This window comes from Leucobacter iarius, assembly GCF_039530105.1.
Classification (GTDB): Bacteria; Actinomycetota; Actinomycetes; order Actinomycetales; family Microbacteriaceae; genus Leucobacter; species Leucobacter iarius.
On the sequence record NZ_BAAAOB010000001.1, the window covers coordinates 1752545 to 1768509 of the forward strand.

Sequence of the window (15965 nt, forward strand, 5' to 3'; positions counted from 1 at the left end):
CCAGTCCATCACTCGAATCCCGCAGGAGATCTCATGACCGCACCGACCGTCCCCACCATCACCCTCAACAACGGCATCGAGATGCCGCAGCTCGGCTTCGGCGTCTTCCAGGTGCCCGACGCCGAGACCACGGCGGCGGTCTCGGCCGCGCTGGAGGCCGGGTACCGGAGCATCGACACCGCGGCGATCTACGGCAACGAGGCGGGCGTCGGTCGCGCCATCGCCCAGTCGGGGATCCCGCGCGACGAGCTGTTCGTGACCTCGAAGCTCTGGATCGACTCGCTCGACTACGACTCCGCGATGCGCGGCTACGAAGCGTCGCTCGAGCGGCTCGGCCTCGAGACCCTCGATCTGTTCCTCATCCACTGGCCGGCTCCGGCGAGCGAGAGCTACCTCGACGCCTGGCGAGCGCTCACGCAGCTCGCAGCCGACGGTCGCGTCCGTGCCGTCGGCGTGTCGAACTTCCTGCCGGCGCACCTCGACCGGCTCGCCGAGGCGAGCGATCTGGTGCCCGCCGTGAACCAGGTCGAGCTGCACCCGGCCCTGCAGAACCGCGAGACGGCCGAGGCGAATCGACGCCTCGGGATCGCGACGGAGGCGTGGAGCCCGCTCGCACAGGGCGCGGTCCTCGGCGACGAGTCCGTGATCGCGATCGCGGAGCGCCACGGCAAGACCCCCGCTCAGGTGGTGCTGCGCTGGCACCTCCAGCAGGGGCGCATCGTGATCCCGAAGTCGGTCACCCCCGCGCGCATCGCCGCGAACCTCGACGTCTTCGATTTCGAGCTCGCCGAGGCCGAGCTGTCGGCGATCGACGGGCTCGATCGCGACGGCCGCACCGGTCCGCACCCGGCCGAGTTCAACGGCTGAGCGCGGGCGTGCCGGGGCCGCTGGATCCGCGAATCGCCGCGGATCCAGCGGTCGCTCAGCATCGGCTTCGCGCGGCTGTCCGTCTGGAGAATGAGCCCCGAGTCGTGCGTTTCGGGGCAAATCGGTACCTCGGGATGACGCGTAGTATCCCGGTATCAGGGATCATGGAATCATGCAGCTGAGATCGATGACCGTCGTCCGTGTGCTCGGGGCAACCGTCGCGGCGGCGCTGATCGCTCCCGCACTGACCGGTTGCGCCGTGCTGCGCGGCACGCTGGGCGAGCTCGACGCGCAGCTGCGGCGCGTGACCTACGAGGTCTCGGTCACGGGCAAGAGCGCGGGGGCCGGATCGCTCGGCGTCAGCAACCTCTCGTACCTCGATGCCCCCACGCGCGGGCGCGACACCAAGCACATCTCGAGCATCACCACTCGCAGCGGGCAGAACCGCATGGACTGGTCCGCCGACGCGCTCGTGCGCGCCGGGCGCACCGCCAGGGTCGCAGCCACACCCGTGCCCGGCGCCACGGCGAAGTGCCGGATCCTCGTCGACGGCGGTCGTGAGCTCGCCTCGAGCACGGCGGCCACCGGCAAGCCGGTGGTGTGCGAGGTCAAGCTGCCGAAGGACCTCCGGCGCTGATCCGCGCGCCGCGCAGCTCGGGCGGCATATGCCGGGCGAATGCGCGGCAGCGCATATCCTCGGGGCATGAGCAGTGAAGCCCATGCCGACGCCGGTACGAGACCGCAGCGCAGCGTCCCCGAGGGGCGCGATCTCACGCTGGATCTGACGCGAGTCGCCTGCGTCGTGCTGGTCGTGTTCGTGCACATCCTCTTCACGGGGGTCGGACGCGGTCCCGACGGATCCCTGGTCATCGAACGAACGGTCGAGGGCGAGGCTTGGTTCAACGCCGCCTCGTGGATCGCCGACATCATGCCGCTGTTCTTCGTCGTGGGCGGGTTCGCGGCGCGGGCGGGATGGAACTCGGCACAGCGCAGGGGCGAGACGGCGGACGGCTTCGTCCGGCTGCGTCTCGCCCGTCTCGCCCGGCCGGCGCTCGCCGTCTTCGTGTTCTTCGCGGCCGTGCTGGGCGCCGCCGCACTGCTCGACATCGACCCGCTGCTGGTCGACACCGTCGCCATCGGCGTCGGGTCCCCGCTCTGGTTCCTCGCCGCGTATCTGCTGGCGCAGGCGCTCGCGCCTCGCATGATCCGGCTGCACCACCGCTTCGGCTGGGGCGTCCCCGCGGCACTGCTCGCCGGTGCGGTCGCGACCGACGCGCTGCGGTTCCTCATCGCGGGGGAGCTGCTCGGCCTCCCGCACGTCGATCCTCAGGGCTTCGTGCTCGGCCAGGAGCTCTTCGGGTTGCCGAACGTGCTCTTCGTCTGGCTGTTCGCCCAGCAGATCGGCTTCTTCCTGTTCGACGGCTGGTTCGCCCGTCGGCGCGTCTGGCAGCTGCTCGGACTGGTCGCCGCCGGATACCTCGCGATCTGGGGGCTCGTCTCGCTCGGCGGGTACTCCTGGAACATGCTCGCGAACCAGTGGCCCCCGACCGTGCCGCTCGCGCTGCTCGCCGTGGTGCAGGCGGCGACGCTGACGCTGCTCAAGGCTCCGCTCACCGCGCTCATGCGCACGCGCGCGGCGCAGGGGGTCGTGCTGCTGATCGGCTCCCGGCTCATGACCGTCTACCTCTGGCACCTGCCGGTCATCATGATCCTCATCGGGATCCAGCTGGTGCTGCCGATCCCGATGCCGGTGCCCGGCAGCGCCGCCTGGTGGTGGACCCGGGTCCCGTTCCTGCTGCTGGTGCTCGCCACGGTCTGGGCGCTGTCGCTCTGGCTCGTGCGCTTCGAACGCACACCTCCGCTGGGTCGCCCGGCGTTCCCCGCGGCGACCCCGGTCGCGGTCGTGCTCTTCGTCCTGCCGGTGCTCGCGATCACGGCCTACGGGATCGACGCGGCGCTCGCGACGGTCGCACTGGTCGCAACGGTGCTCGCGCTCGGCCTCACGGGCGGTTTCGGAGCACCGCGAGGGGCGGAGGTCAGGGTCTAAGCGCGCGGGCAGCCCGGTCGGTGCTTCGTGCCCGTCGAACCCATCGTCGAGTGGCGTCAAACTCGCCGAATCAGTAGAGGAAGGGCGCGTTTGCCGCCACTCGACGTGCATCACTCCATGGTGATCCGGCTGAGTGCCCGGCCCGCAGAATCAATAACCTCAATGGAGAGCCGCGCCTAGGCGCGGAGGGCCGCGCGTCGGCCGCGGATGGCCGCGACGCCGCGGCCGATGCCGCGCCAGCCGACCAGCAGGACGCCGAGGGCGACGGTCGCGACGATCACGAACGCGAGCGCCGTGCCGTCGCCGGTGGCCCAGCGCACGAGCATGCCGAGGGCGACGGTGCCGATCCAGATCGGGACGCCGCTGCGGAGCGGGCGGAGCGGCGCACGCCAGGCGAGCGCCGCGATCCAGGCGATCGCGAGGCCGACGAGGAACGGCCAGGCGGTGATGAAGACGCCGGCGGGGCTCACGTCCTCGCCGTGGCTCGAGCGCCCGATGGCGGCGAAGAGGACGACGCAGCAGATGTCGGCGACGATTGCGGGAAACACGATGCGCGACGTCTGCTCGGAGCTCATATCTCGAAGCATATCGACTGCACGGGGCCGTTTCTGCGCGGCAGGCGTGCATAATAGAGAGGTGAACTGGCGGGGGGCGGTTCCGAGATATTGGACTCGGTCCATTTCCTGTCTCGGAGCGTCTTTGGCCCACCGTTCCATACGGAAGGACAGCGGGACTACACGTGCAAGATCAGCTCTGGCTCGACGATGAGGAGCGGGATCTCTGGCTCCGGCTGGTGAGCCTCACCATGCTGCTCCCGAGTGCTGTCGAGGCGCAGCTCAAGCGCGACGCGAGCGTCTCATTCTTTGACTACCACGTGCTCGCGATGCTGTCGGAGGCTCCGGACCGCACCCGGCTCATGAGCGACCTGGCCTTCCACACCAACGCATCGCTCTCGCGACTCTCGCACGTGGTCACCCGGCTCGAGAAGCAGGGCTGGGTGCGCCGCGAGGCCTACCCGAACGACGGGCGCGCCACCAACGTGGTGCTCACCGACCACGGCTACGCGCACCTCTCGGAGCACGCTCCCGGCCACGTGCGCGAGGTCCGGCGCCTGGTGTTCGCCTCGCTGGAGCGCGAGGACATCGCGACCCTCTCGGCCCAGCTCGGCCGGATCCTCGACGCGGTCGATCCCGACCGCCGTCAGATGCGGGGCTGACCCGGCTCAGCCGCGCTTCGCGGCGTCGATCGCGCCGCGCACCGCATCGTGCAGCGCGCCGTTCGTCGCGAGCGAGCTGCCGTTCCACGCGGACTCGGCGCCGTCGATGTCGGTGAAGCGGCCACCGGCCTCGCGCACGATCGGCACGAGCGCGGCCAGGTCGTAGGGTTTGACGTCGAACTCGGCGACGATGTCGACGAGGCCCTCGGCGAGCAGCATGTACGACCACATGTCGCCGTACGCGCGGTCGCGCCACACCGCCCGGCTCAGGGCGATCAACGGTTCGAGGTATCCGGCGAGATCCCACTGCTCGATGCTCTGGAAGCTGAGCGAGGCGTGCTCCAGCTCCGAGACACCCGAGACGCGCAGGCGACGCGGTTCCGCCTCGCCCTCCGCCTTCCAGGCGCCGCTGCCGGTCTCGGCCCACCAGCGCGTGCCGAACGCGGGTGCCGAGACGACGCCCACCCGCACCTCTCCGGCGACCTCGAGGCCGATCAGCGTCGCCCAGTTCGGGACGCCGCGCAGGAAGTTGGAGGTGCCGTCGATCGGGTCGAGGATCCATCGCCGCTCGCCGCGCTCGGCGCGACCCGATTCCTCGCCGAAGAAGCTGTCGTCCGGGCGCTCGGCCTCGATGCGCGCGCGCAGCGCATCTTCGACGGCGCGGTCGGCGTCGGTCACGAAGGTGCGGTCGGGCTTCGTCTCGATCGTCAGGTCGGCCGCGCGGAAGCGGGGGAGCGAGATCGAGTCCGCGAGCTCCGCGAGCTCCAGCGCGAAGGCGAGATCCTCGGACGGGGAGGGGGGCAGCTGGGACATCGACGGCTCCGATCGCGTGGGGCGGGAACGAAAAAGGCCCGGAACCGTGAGGTTCCGGGCCAATCCGTGCGCCCTCACGGGCTCGAACCGTGGACCCGCTGATTAAGAGTCAGCTGCTCTACCAACTGAGCTAAAGGCGCATGTCGCTTCTGCGAGGTTTTCCCTCGCTGGGCAACGGAGAAAACAATAACACGGTTCCCGGGGTCAGGTGAAATCGAGGTGGCTTCTGCGTGGATTCCGGGAGTGTTGCCGCGGAATCTCGCGGATCTCGTGGCGGGCTCGGGTGGGGCGACCACCCGAGCCCGCCACGGAACCTACGGCTGGACCGCGGTCGCGCGGCGCTTCGGGCGCACCAGGAAGCACGCGGCGACGACGGGGGCCAGCAGCGACGCCGCCATCACCGCGAGCCGGGCCAGGTCGGCCGTCTCGGGGTGGTCGAAGCTGAGCTCGGTGACGAGGAGCGAGACCGTGAATCCGATGCCGGCGAGCGCGGCGACGCCGATGAGCTCGCGCCAGCGGATCGCAGGATCGAGCTCGGCCCGCGTCCACTTGGTCAGGATCCACGTGGTCAGCGCGATGCCGAGCGGCTTGCCGACGACGAGGCCGACGATGATGCCGAGCGCGACGGGGCTGAACGGGAAGCCGCTCGTGCCGCTGATCGCCACGCCGGCCGCGAAGAAGGCGAAGACGGGCACCGCGAAGCCGCTGGAGAGCGGGCGGAAGCGGTGCTCGAAGGTCTCGGCGAGCGCGGTGCCGCCGCGTCCCTCGACCGGGATCGCGAAGGCGAGCGCGACGCCGGCGATGGTGGCGTGGATCCCGGACGCGTGCACGAGCGCCCAGACCACGATGCCGATGGGCAGCAGGATCAGCCACGGAGCCCAGCCGGAGGCTGCGAACTTCGCGGGGAAGCGGTGCGCGAGGAAGGCGAACGCGGCGAAGGGGATCACGGCGAGCCCGAGCATGAGGAAGTCGATGCCGCTCGAGTAGAAGACGGCGATGACCGAGATCGCGATGAGGTCGTCCACCACGGCGAGCGTGAGCAGGAACATGCGGAGCGCGGGCGGGACGCCCGGCGCGATGAGGCCGAGCACCGTGACCGCGAACGCGATGTCCGTGGCGGTGGGGATCGCCCAGCCGTGCATCTCGGGCGATCCGGCGGTGAACGCGACGAACAGCAGTGCGGGGACGACGGCTCCGCCGAACGCCGCGGTGACGGGCACGATCGCCGTGCGGAACCGGCTCAGCTCGCCCGCGACGAACTCGCGCTTCAGCTCGAGGCCGGTGAGGAAGAAGAAGATGGCGAGCAGGCCGTCTGCCGCCCAGGTGCCGAGCGAGAGGTTCAGGTGCAGCGCCTCGGGACCGATCTTGAAGTCGCGCAGCGCCTCGTATGCGGGGGAGAGCGGGCTGTTCGCCGCGGCGAAGCCGATCGCGGCCATGGCGATGAGCAGGATGCCGCCGACGAGTTCGGCGCGCAGGATGCGTGCGACGCGGGTGGTCTCGCGACGGCTGGTCAGCGAGAGGACGCGGCGCGGGCGCGAGCGGGTGCTCGGAGCGCCGGGGCTGTGGGTGTGGGGATCGTGGGACAACGGGTCTCCTGACGGTTCACGGACGAACGCGTCGACCAGACTTCCCGACTCACCAGCGTCCAGTCTACCGGAAGCCGCTCGGGATCAGACGTCGAGGTGCTTCTGGTCCTCGGCGAACTGCGCGTCCTCGTCCTGCTTCGCAACGCCCGCGATGGCGAGGGCGAGGCTCGCCGCCCAGACGCCCCAGACCACGAGGCGACGCCAGTCGGCGGGCATGGACTTGGTCTGCCGCACGACGCCGGTGATGCCGGCGGCAGCGCCGAGCACGCTGAGGCTGGTCAGGTACTTGCCGATGGACATCGGACCTCCCGGGTGCGACGGGCGGGCGCCGCCGTTCTGCGCTCCACCATACCGTCGTGCGGGGAATGAACGGGGCGGTATGCTGAGGGCGTTCCCACGACGGGGTCGTCGCGACTCCGTCGAACACTACGAAGCGCATATAAGGAGCCGAAGGTCATGGCACAGCAGCAGCCCGCCGCACTGTTCGAGGAGAGCTCGCAGGGAGCGGTGAGCGTCGTCACGGCGTTCGTGTTCGTGCTGTCGATCGTGCTCGCGTTCGGCGGCATCGTCCTCGCCAGCTTCGGTTTCACCGCGTTCGGCGACGAGCCGGGTCACCCGAGCATGTTCCTCTTCGCGTCCGGCCTCGCGCTCAGCGTCATCGGCTTCATCGTGCCGTTCACGCTGCTCCCCGCAACCGGCAAGTAAGGTCGTCCGTCGCCGCGAGCGCCGGACCGCAGATCGGAGGCAACCCGCATGTCTGAGATCGATATCAAGCCGCGCAGCCGTGCCGTCACCGACGGCATCGAGGCGACGGCTTCGCGCGGCATGCTCCGCGCGGTCGGCATGGGCGACGAGGACTGGGACAAACCCCAGATCGGGATCGCCAGCTCCTGGAACGAGATCACGCCCTGCAATCTGAGCCTCGACCGGCTCGCGCAGGGCGCGAAGGAGGGCGTGCACGGTGGCGGCGGATACCCGCTGCAGTTCGGCACGGTCTCCGTCTCGGACGGCATCTCGATGGGGCACGAGGGGATGCACTTCTCCCTCGTCTCGCGCGAGGTCATCGCCGACTCGGTCGAGACGGTGATGATGGCCGAGCGACTCGACGGATCCGTGCTGCTCGCGGGCTGCGACAAGTCGCTGCCGGGCATGCTCATGGCCGCCGCGCGCCTCGACCTCGCCTCGGTGTTCCTCTACGCGGGATCCATCGCGCCTGGCTGGGTCAAGCTCTCCGACGGAACGGAGAAGCAGGTCACGATCATCGATGCCTTCGAGGCCGTCGGCGCGTGCGTCGCCGGCACGCTCAGCGAAGAGGACCTCAAGCGCGTCGAGTGCGCCATCGCCCCGGGCGAGGGCGCGTGCGGCGGCATGTACACCGCGAACACCATGGCGTGCGTCGCCGAGGCGCTCGGCATGAGCCTGCCCGGTTCCGCCGCCCCGCCCAGCGCGGATCGCCGCCGCGACTACTACGCCCACCGGTCCGGCGAGGCCGTGGTGAACCTGCTGCGCAAGGGCATCACCTCGCGCGACATCCTCACCCGCGAGGCGTTCGAGAACGCGATCACTGTCGCGATGGTGCTCGGCGGCTCCACCAACGCGGTGCTCCACCTGCTGGCGATCGCCCGCGAGGCCGAGGTCGAGCTGACGCTCGACGACTTCACCCGGATCGGGCAGCGCACGCCGCACCTCGCCGACATGAAGCCGTTCGGCCAGTACGTGGCGCAGGACTTCGACCGGGTCGGCGGCATGCCGGTCATCATGAAGGCGCTGCTCGACGCGGGCCTGCTGCACGGCGACGCCCTCACGGTCACCGGCAAGACGGTGGCCGAGAACCTCGCCGAGCTCGATCCGGCTCCGCTCGACGGCGCGGTGGTGCGCACGCTCGACAACCCGCTGCACGCGAACGGCGGCCTCACGATCCTCTCGGGTTCGCTCGCTCCCGACGGCGCCGTCGTCAAGACCGCGGGCTTCGACCTCGACACCTTCGAGGGGCCCGCGCGCGTGTTCGAGCGCGAGCGCGCCGCGATGGACGCCCTCGAAGCGGGCCGCATCTCCGCCGGCGACATCGTCGTGATCCGCTACGAGGGCCCGAAGGGCGGTCCCGGCATGCGCGAGATGCTCGCGATCACCGCGGCCATCAAGGGCGCGGGACTCGGAAAAGATGTACTACTATTGACGGACGGACGATTCTCAGGCGGCACAACCGGCCTGTGCATCGGCCACATTGCACCTGAGGCATCGGACGGGGGTCCGATCGCCCTGGTTCGCGACGGTGACCTGATTCGGGTCGATATCGCCGCACGTACGCTCGATCTGCTGGTGGATCCCACCGAGCTTGCGGCCCGCCGAGAAAGCTGGGCCCCGCTTCCCCCGCGGTACACCCGCGGAGTCCTCGCGAAGTACGCGAAGCTCGTGCATTCGGCGTCCGAAGGCGCCATCACCGGCTGAATCGCTGTTCGCTCCCCAGGGAGCCGACGTTTCTCGAGCGGCCCGCGCGACCGCTCCCACCACTGTCAAGAGAAAGTGTGCAATGAACTCGGAATCGAGCTCTCAACCCACCCAGCATCCGAACGGCGCTCGCGGAGAGCGCATGACCGGCGCCCAGGCCATCGTCCGCAGCCTCGAGCTGCTCGGCGTCGAGGACGTCTTCGGTCTGCCCGGCGGCGCCGTGCTGCCGCTCTACGACGCGCTGATGGACGCCCCGAAGCTCCGTCACATCCTCGTCCGGCACGAGCAGGGCGCGGGTCACGCGGCCGAGGGCTACGCGGCGGCGAGCGGCAAGGTCGGCGTCTGCATCGCCACCTCGGGCCCCGGCGCCACCAACCTGGTGACCGCGATCGCCGACGCCTACATGGACTCCGTGCCGATGCTTGCGATCACGGGCCAGGTCTTCTCGACCCTCATGGGAACCGACGCGTTCCAGGAGGTCGACATCCACGGCATCACGCTGCCGATCACCAAGCACTCGTTCCTGGTGAAGCGCGCCGAAGAGATCCCGGCGGCCATCGCCGCGGCCTACCAGCTGGCCTCGACCGGTCGCCCGGGCCCGGTGCTCGTCGACATCACGAAGGACGCGCAGGAGGGCCTGTTCGACTTCGTGTGGGAGCCGCGGGTCGACCTGCCCGGCTACCGCCCCATCACCAAGGCCAACAGCAAGCAGATCCAGGCCGCGGCCGAGCTCATCGCGGCGGCCGAGCGCCCCGTGTTCTACGTCGGCGGCGGCGTGGTCCGTGCCGGCGCGGCGGAGGAGCTGCGCCAGCTCGTCGAGCTGGTCGGCGCGCCCGTCGTGACGACGCTCATGGCGCGCGGCGTGTTCCCCGACTCGCATCGCCAGAACCTCGGCATGCCGGGGATGCACGGCACGGTCCCCGCGGTGCTCGCGCTGCAGGAATCCGACCTGATCATCGCCCTCGGCGCGCGCTTCGACGACCGCGTGACGGGCAAGGCGGCGCTGTTCGCCCCCGACGCGAAGGTGATCCACGCCGACATCGATCCCGCGGAGATCGGCAAGATCCGCGCGGCGGACGTGCCGATCGTGGGCGACGCCGGCGAGGTCATCTCCGACCTCATCGCGGCCATGACCTCGGCCCAGCGCACCCTCGCCTGTGCCGACATCGGCGCCTGGTGGACCCGCCTCAACGAGCTGCGCGAGCGCTACCCGCTCGGCTACCAGGCGACGAGCGACGGTCTGCTCTCGCCCCAGCACGTGATCCAGCGCATCGGCGAGCTCTCGGGCCCCGAGGCCGTGTACGTCGCGGGCGTGGGCCAGCACCAGATGTGGTCGGCGCAGTTCATCGGCTACGAACGCCCCAACGCGTGGGTGAACTCAGGCGGTGCCGGCACCATGGGTTACGCCGTGCCGGCGGCCATGGGCGCGAAGGTCTCCCAGCCCGATCGCACCGTGTGGGCGATCGACGGCGACGGCTGCTTCCAGATGACCAATCAGGAGCTCGCCACCTGCCTCGTGAACGAGATCCCGATCAAGGTCGCGGTGATCAACAACTCGGTGCTCGGCATGATCCGCCAGTGGCAGACGCTGATCTACGACGGCCGCTACTCGAACTCGCAGCTCGAGACCGGGCACGGCAGCCGCCGGATCCCCGACTTCGTGAAGCTGGGCGAGGCCTACGGCTGCCTCTCGATCCGCGTCGAGCGCGAGGATCAGGTCGACGACGCGATCAAGCTCGCGCTCGAGACCAACGACCGGCCGGTGCTGCTCGAGTTCGTCGTGAGCTCCGACGCGATGGTCTGGCCGATGGTGCGCCAGGGCACCTCCAACAGCGACATCCAGTACGCCCTCGAGCACAGCCCCGAGTGGGGAGAGGAGTAAATCATGACCCGCCACGTTCTGAGCCTCCTCGTCGAGGACAAGCCGGGCCTGCTGACCCGCGTCGCCGGGCTGTTCGCCCGTCGCGGCTTCAACATCGAGTCCCTCGCGGTGGGCCCGACCGAGGTGCCGGGGCTCTCCCGCATCACGGTCGTCGTCGACCAGGAGGACCTGCCGCTCGAGCAGGTCACGAAGCAGCTCAACAAGCTGGTCAACGTGATCAAGATCGTCGAGCTGGAGCCCGCGCAGTCGGTGCAGCGCGAGCACGTGCTCATCAAGGTCCGGGTCGATCACCAGACCCGCTCGCACGTGCTCGAGGCCGTCAACCTGTTCCGCGCCCGCGTCGTCGACGTCGTCACCGACGCGCTCGTGATCGAGGTCACGGGCGACACGGGCAAGATCGAGGCGTTCCTCAAGGTGCTCGAGCCCTACGGGATCAAGGAGATCGCGCAGTCGGGCCTCATCGCCATCGGGCGCGGCTCGAAGTCGATCACCGAGCGCGTCTTCAAGAACTGACGGCCCCGCGCCGTCATCCTGCGCGAGCGTGCGAGTCGCAGGATCCACAACCGAATACCGAGATTCTGCGGCTTCGCGCAGAATGACGTTTGAACCACACAACACAAGGAGAATCCACGTGGCTGAGATGTACTACGACGACGATGCAGATCTGTCGATCATCCAGGGCAAGAAGGTCGCCGTTGTGGGCTACGGCTCGCAGGGCCACGCCCACGCGATGAACCTGCGCGACTCGGGCGTCGAGGTCGTCATCGCGCTCAAGGACGGCTCGAAGTCGATCGAGAAGGCCCAGGAGGCCGGTTTCGAGGTCAAGAGCGTCGCCGATGCCGCCGAGTGGGCCGACCTCATCATGATCCTCGCTCCCGATCAGCACCAGCGTGCGATCTACAACGAGCAGATCAAGGACAAGCTGACCGAGGGCAAGACCCTCGCGTTCGCGCACGGCTTCAACATCCGCTTCGGCTACATCGAGGCGCCCGAGGGCGTCGACGTGATCCTCATCGCCCCCAAGGCTCCGGGTCACACGGTGCGTCGCGAGTTCGTCGCGGGCCGCGGTATCCCCGACATCATCGCCGTCGAGAAGGACGCCTCGGGCAACGCCTGGGCGACCGCGATCTCGTACGCGAAGGCGATCGGCGGCACCCGTGCGGGCGTCATCAAGACCACCTTCACCGAGGAGACCGAGACCGATCTCTTCGGCGAGCAGGCCGTGCTCTGCGGCGGCGTCTCGCAGCTCGTCCAGTACGGCTTCGAGACCCTGACCGAGGCCGGCTACCAGCCCGAGATCGCCTACTTCGAGGTGCTGCACGAGCTGAAGCTCATCGTCGACCTCATGTGGGAGGGCGGCATCGCCAAGCAGCGCTGGTCGGTCTCCGACACCGCCGAGTACGGCGACTACGTGTCGGGCCCCCGCGTGGTCGACCCGCGCGTCAAGGAGAACATGCAGGGCGTGCTCGCCGACATCCAGTCGGGCGCGTTCGCGAAGCGCTTCATCGACGACCAGGACGCCGGCGCTCCGGAGTTCCTCGCGCTCCGCGCCAAGGCCGAGCAGCACCCGATCGAGACCACCGGTCGCGAGCTGCGGGGGCTCTTCGCATGGAAGCAGACCGACTCGGATTACGTCGACGGCTCGGCCGCTCGCTGATCCGGCGTGACTCGGCCGTGATCCGGCCGTGAACACCGAGGCCCCCGGGAGGAATCCCGGGGGCCTCGTCGTTTCGGGGGAGCGCTATCGTCCGCCCGCTCAGCCGGCGGAGCGGAGCTGCTTGGCATGGGCCTTCGCGGCCTCTTTCGCGCGGTCGCGCAGGCGGCGCAGCTCGGCTTCGGCGCGTTCGGCGTCCCGCACGCGGCGGTGGGCCTGCTTGCGCAGCTCGATCCCGGCCCGCAGCTCGGTCTCGGCGCGTTCCAGCGCCTCGGCCGGGGTGAGCTCGGGCGCCGGCTCGGGTGCCGGGGCCTGCGCTCCCGAGAACGTCGCTTCGAGGCCGTCGAGCAGCACGCCGACGGCGAAGTCGAAGATCAGTGCGGTGTCGTCCTCGATGAGTTCGCCGGAGGCGGTGTCTCCGAAGTAGGCGCCGCTGCGCACGAGCAGTGCGACATCGGGGAACCGGCCCGGCGTCACGGCTTCCTCGATCAGGGCCCGGGTCTCGGCCGAGATCTCGCCTCCCGCGAGTACCTCCCGTTCGACGGCGGCGTGGCCGCGGGCGAAGGCGGCGAACAGCATGAGCACGGCGAGCTTCGCCGGTTCGGCCGCGGGGAGGGTGCGCATCGCCCGGAGGGCGCGGTCGGCGACGCGCATCTGGCCGGGCATGAAGTGGATGTCGGAGGAGAGGGGGATGTCGAGCGCCCAGGGGTGGCGTCGGTATCCGTCGAGCAGCTCGCTCAGGAACTCGCGCAGGCCGACGCGCCAGTGCTCGGCGTCGATGGCGCCTTCCGCGCTGCTGAGGCAGGCGTCGAGCATGAGCCGGTGCAGCTCGTCCTTGGTCGCCACGTAGCGGTAGAGCGCCATGGTGCTGAACTCGAAGGTCTGCGCGACGCGCTGCATGGTGACCGCCGCCAGCCCTTCGGCGTCGGCGATCGCCATCGCGGCGTCCACGATGCGCTCGGGGGTGAGTTCCCGTTTCGGCCCGCGCTGCGGTGCCGCGGCGAGGCCCCAGGCGAGCGCGAGCGTGCGCGAGACGGCTTCGTTCTCGTTCGTCATGCGTTCCTCCCGCGCTCAACCGTATTCCATCATAACTGCGTGACACATCTACTGTTTATGTTGCATACTGTGTGTGTTGCATACAGAAAGGATGGATCATGAATCCGACCATCGAGATCACCGATCTCCGGCAGAGTTACGGCGGCCGACCCGTGCTCGACGGGATCACCCTCGGGATCGAGGGCGGCGTCTTCGCACTGCTCGGCCCGAACGGAGCCGGCAAGACCACGCTGGTCTCCATCCTGAGCACGCTGCTGCGACCGGACTCCGGCTCCGCCCGGATCCTCGGGCACGACGTGGTGCGCGAGGCCGCGACCGTGCGGCGCCTGATCGGCACGACGGGCCAGTACGCGTCTATCGACGAGGCGCTGACCGGTCGCGAGAACCTCGTGATGATCGCCCGCCTGCTCGGCCTGGGCGCGCGTCGGGCGAAGCAGCGCGCCGACGAACTGCTCGGTTCCTTCGAACTCGAGGACGCCGCGGATCGTCGGGTCGGCGGCTACTCGGGCGGCATGCGCCGCCGCGTCGACCTCGCAGCGTCACTCGTGCTCCCGCCAGCCGTGCTGTTCCTCGACGAGCCGACCACCGGGCTCGATCCGGCGAGTCGGTCGCGGCTCTGGGCGGACGTCGCCCAGCTCGCCGCCGACGGCTGCTGCGTGTTCATGACGACGCAGATGCTCGACGAGGCCGAGGCGCTCGCGGACCGGGTCGCGATCCTGCAGGACGGCGCGATCGTCGCCGACGGCACGGTCGCCGAGCTGACCGGCCTCGTCGGCGAGGAGACCGCGGTACTCGTCGGTCGCGACGGCGAAGCGGTCCGCACCCTCGACGTGCCGAGCAGCGCGGGCGGCCTCGCCGCGGCCCTGGCCGGGCTCGATCCCGCAGAGCGCGGACTCCGCGTGGAGCTGCGCCGTCCCACCCTGGACGACGCGTTCATCGCGCTCACCCGCCGTGACCACCGACTCGATCTGACAGGAGCAGCCGCATGAGCGCCGTCACCCTGCACCCCGGAACCGGACCGATCGCGGCGAGCCGCGTCTTCGTCGGGCGCAGCCTCCGGCACAGCCTGCGCGATGGCGAAGGGCTCTCGCTCGCGATCGTGCTGCCGGTCATGCTCATGCTGCTGTTCACGTTCGTGTTCGGCGGAGCCATCGACTCCGGCGGCGGGTACGTCGACTTCGTCGTGCCCGGCATCATCGTGCTGTGCTCCGGCTTCGGCGCCGCGTCCGTAGCGGTCTCGGTCAACCGCGACCTGACAGGCGGTGCGATGCAGCGCTTCCGCAGTCTGCCGATGCCGGCCGCGACCTGCCTCGTCGGTCACGTCGTCGCGAGCGTGCTGCGCAACCTGCTCGCGACCGCGGTGGTCGTCGGAGTCGCGCTGCTCGTCGGATTCCGGCCGGTCGCCGGGGTCGGGGAGTGGTGCGCGGCGATCGGGCTGGTGCTCGCCTGGATCCTCGCGGTCACCGTCGTGTTCGCAGCGATCGGACTGCTCGCGTCGAGCCCGGAGGCCGCCAACGGCTACGGCTTCGTGCTGCTGTTCCTGCCCTACCTGTCGAGCGCGTTCGTGCCGCTCGACAGCCTGCCCGACTGGCTCGTCCCGGTCGCCTCGGCGCAACCGGTGACCCCGCTCGTGGAGTCGATCCGTGCGCTGCTGCTCGGCCAGGACCCGGGCCTGCAGCCGCTCTTCGCGGTGCTGTGGTGCGCGGGGATCGTGCTGGCAGGGGCCGCGGTCGCGGTCTGGCGCTTCCCCAAGCGGTGATCCGGTGAAACCGTCATCCTGCGCGAGGAACGAGTCGCAGGATCCTGCGACTCCTCCGTCGCGCAGGATGACGATGCAGGAGGCGCCGCTCAGCCGATGCGGTGCTCGTGCAGTTCGCTGCTCAGGTGGGTGCCGTTGAGCTCGACGTAGAGCTGCCCCTCGGTGCGCGACACGGAGAGGTCGCTGCGTCGTTCGATCGCGCCCACCGCTGCGTCGATGAACCCGGGATCGAAGCTGCGCAGCACGAGCTCCTCGGAGCGGTGGATCTGCTTCCCCTCCCACGAGGCGAGCACCTTCGCGGGATCGCGGTGCGTGTACACCGCCGCGTATTCGGCGAGCTTGCTGGCGCTGTGCATGCGCGCGGCGTCGGGGGAGCCGACCTCGATCCACCCGGTGATGAGGCCGGTCAGGTCCTTCACGAGCACGGCCGGTTCGTCGGTGGTCGAGACGCCGCCGCCGAACTCGATGCCCTCGCGGTACTCGAGGCAGTAGGCCAGGATCCGGGTCATCATGTACGCGTCCGTCTCGGACGGATGCCGGGCGACGCGGATCGTGAAGTCGTCGTAGACCCCACGATCGACGTCCGCGAGCTGCACGGTGAAGGTGTGAATCGTCGATCCGATGGCCATGGCGTTCG

General features: G+C 69.8%; 17 protein-coding genes and 1 tRNA gene. 11 read left to right on the top strand and 7 right to left on the bottom strand.

The features are described 5' to 3' along the window. Positions 1-33: 33 nt before the first annotated feature. The 3 genes from ABD169_RS07875 (at position 34) to ABD169_RS07885 (ending at position 2914) form a co-directional block, all read left to right on the top strand. On the top strand, positions 34-867 hold the full coding sequence (locus ABD169_RS07875) for an aldo/keto reductase (RefSeq protein ID WP_344031183.1): 834 nt from the start codon (positions 34-36) through the stop codon (positions 865-867). 172 nt (positions 868-1039) lie between these two features. Continuing rightward, on the top strand, positions 1040-1504 hold the full coding sequence (locus ABD169_RS07880) for a hypothetical protein (RefSeq protein ID WP_344031185.1): 465 nt from the start codon (positions 1040-1042) through the stop codon (positions 1502-1504). A gap of 66 nt (positions 1505-1570) precedes the next feature. After that, positions 1571-2914, top strand: coding sequence for an acyltransferase family protein (locus tag ABD169_RS07885; RefSeq protein WP_344031186.1), 1344 nt, complete (start codon positions 1571-1573; stop codon positions 2912-2914). 176 nt (positions 2915-3090) lie between these two features. On the opposite strand, the gene ABD169_RS07890 is transcribed toward ABD169_RS07885, so the two are convergent. Continuing rightward, entirely contained in the window at positions 3091-3489 is a 399-nt protein-coding gene (locus ABD169_RS07890) for a DUF3054 domain-containing protein (RefSeq protein WP_344031187.1), read from the bottom strand. A 164-nt stretch (positions 3490-3653) separates the two neighbouring features. On the opposite strand from ABD169_RS07890, the gene ABD169_RS07895 reads away from it, so the two are divergent. Then, positions 3654-4130, top strand: a complete 477-nt coding sequence (locus ABD169_RS07895; RefSeq protein ID WP_046454180.1) for a MarR family winged helix-turn-helix transcriptional regulator — start codon at positions 3654-3656, stop codon at positions 4128-4130. A gap of 6 nt (positions 4131-4136) precedes the next feature. On the opposite strand, the gene ABD169_RS07900 is transcribed toward ABD169_RS07895, so the two are convergent. The 4 genes from ABD169_RS07900 to ABD169_RS07915 form a co-directional block, all read right to left on the bottom strand. After that, complete coding sequence (locus tag ABD169_RS07900) at positions 4137-4943, bottom strand: inositol monophosphatase family protein (protein WP_344031189.1); 807 nt, start codon at positions 4941-4943, stop codon at positions 4137-4139. A 67-nt stretch (positions 4944-5010) separates the two neighbouring features. After that, a tRNA-Lys gene (locus ABD169_RS07905) sits at positions 5011-5083 on the bottom strand. A gap of 174 nt (positions 5084-5257) precedes the next feature. Continuing rightward, complete coding sequence (nhaA, locus tag ABD169_RS07910; protein WP_344031191.1) at positions 5258-6529, bottom strand: Na+/H+ antiporter NhaA; 1272 nt, start codon at positions 6527-6529, stop codon at positions 5258-5260. Positions 6530-6613: 84 nt separating this feature from the next. Then, positions 6614-6829, bottom strand: coding sequence for a hypothetical protein (locus tag ABD169_RS07915; protein WP_344031193.1), 216 nt, complete (start codon positions 6827-6829; stop codon positions 6614-6616). 156 nt (positions 6830-6985) lie between these two features. Here ABD169_RS07915 and ABD169_RS07920 point away from each other — a divergent pair, with 156 nt between their 5' ends. The 5 genes from ABD169_RS07920 to ilvC all read left to right on the top strand — a co-directional run bounded on the left by ABD169_RS07920 (position 6986) and on the right by ilvC (position 12516). Further along, positions 6986-7234, top strand: coding sequence for a hypothetical protein (locus ABD169_RS07920; protein ID WP_344031195.1), 249 nt, complete (start codon positions 6986-6988; stop codon positions 7232-7234). Positions 7235-7282: 48 nt separating this feature from the next. Further along, complete coding sequence (gene ilvD / locus ABD169_RS07925; RefSeq protein WP_344031196.1) at positions 7283-8977, top strand: dihydroxy-acid dehydratase; 1695 nt, start codon at positions 7283-7285, stop codon at positions 8975-8977. 4 nt (positions 8978-8981) lie between these two features. Continuing rightward, positions 8982-10859, top strand: coding sequence for an acetolactate synthase large subunit (locus ABD169_RS07930; RefSeq protein ID WP_425560961.1), 1878 nt, complete (start codon positions 8982-8984; stop codon positions 10857-10859). A gap of 3 nt (positions 10860-10862) precedes the next feature. Continuing rightward, positions 10863-11372, top strand: coding sequence for an acetolactate synthase small subunit (ilvN, locus tag ABD169_RS07935; RefSeq protein ID WP_099722594.1), 510 nt, complete (start codon positions 10863-10865; stop codon positions 11370-11372). Between the two features lie 127 nt (positions 11373-11499). Next, positions 11500-12516, top strand: coding sequence for a ketol-acid reductoisomerase (gene ilvC, locus ABD169_RS07940; RefSeq protein ID WP_425560962.1), 1017 nt, complete (start codon positions 11500-11502; stop codon positions 12514-12516). 99 nt (positions 12517-12615) lie between these two features. On the opposite strand, the gene ABD169_RS07945 is transcribed toward ilvC, so the two are convergent. Further along, on the bottom strand, positions 12616-13569 hold the full coding sequence (locus tag ABD169_RS07945) for a TetR/AcrR family transcriptional regulator (RefSeq protein WP_344031201.1): 954 nt from the start codon (positions 13567-13569) through the stop codon (positions 12616-12618). 98 nt (positions 13570-13667) lie between these two features. On the opposite strand from ABD169_RS07945, the gene ABD169_RS07950 reads away from it, so the two are divergent. Together ABD169_RS07950 and ABD169_RS07955 are read left to right on the top strand one after the other, a co-directional pair. Further along, positions 13668-14558, top strand: a complete 891-nt coding sequence (locus tag ABD169_RS07950; protein ID WP_344031203.1) for an ATP-binding cassette domain-containing protein — start codon at positions 13668-13670, stop codon at positions 14556-14558. Further along, the gene (locus tag ABD169_RS07955) at positions 14555-15328 is read left to right on the top strand and encodes an ABC transporter permease (RefSeq protein ID WP_344031205.1); all 774 of its coding nucleotides are present in this window, start codon (positions 14555-14557) and stop codon (positions 15326-15328) included. The genes ABD169_RS07950 and ABD169_RS07955 overlap by 4 nt, the downstream gene beginning before the upstream one ends. Before the next feature lie 89 nt (positions 15329-15417). Here ABD169_RS07955 and ABD169_RS07960 read toward each other — a convergent pair whose 3' ends face one another. Beyond that, on the bottom strand, positions 15418-15957 hold the full coding sequence (locus ABD169_RS07960) for a YaeQ family protein (RefSeq protein WP_336653485.1): 540 nt from the start codon (positions 15955-15957) through the stop codon (positions 15418-15420). Positions 15958-15965: the final 8 nt, after the last annotated feature.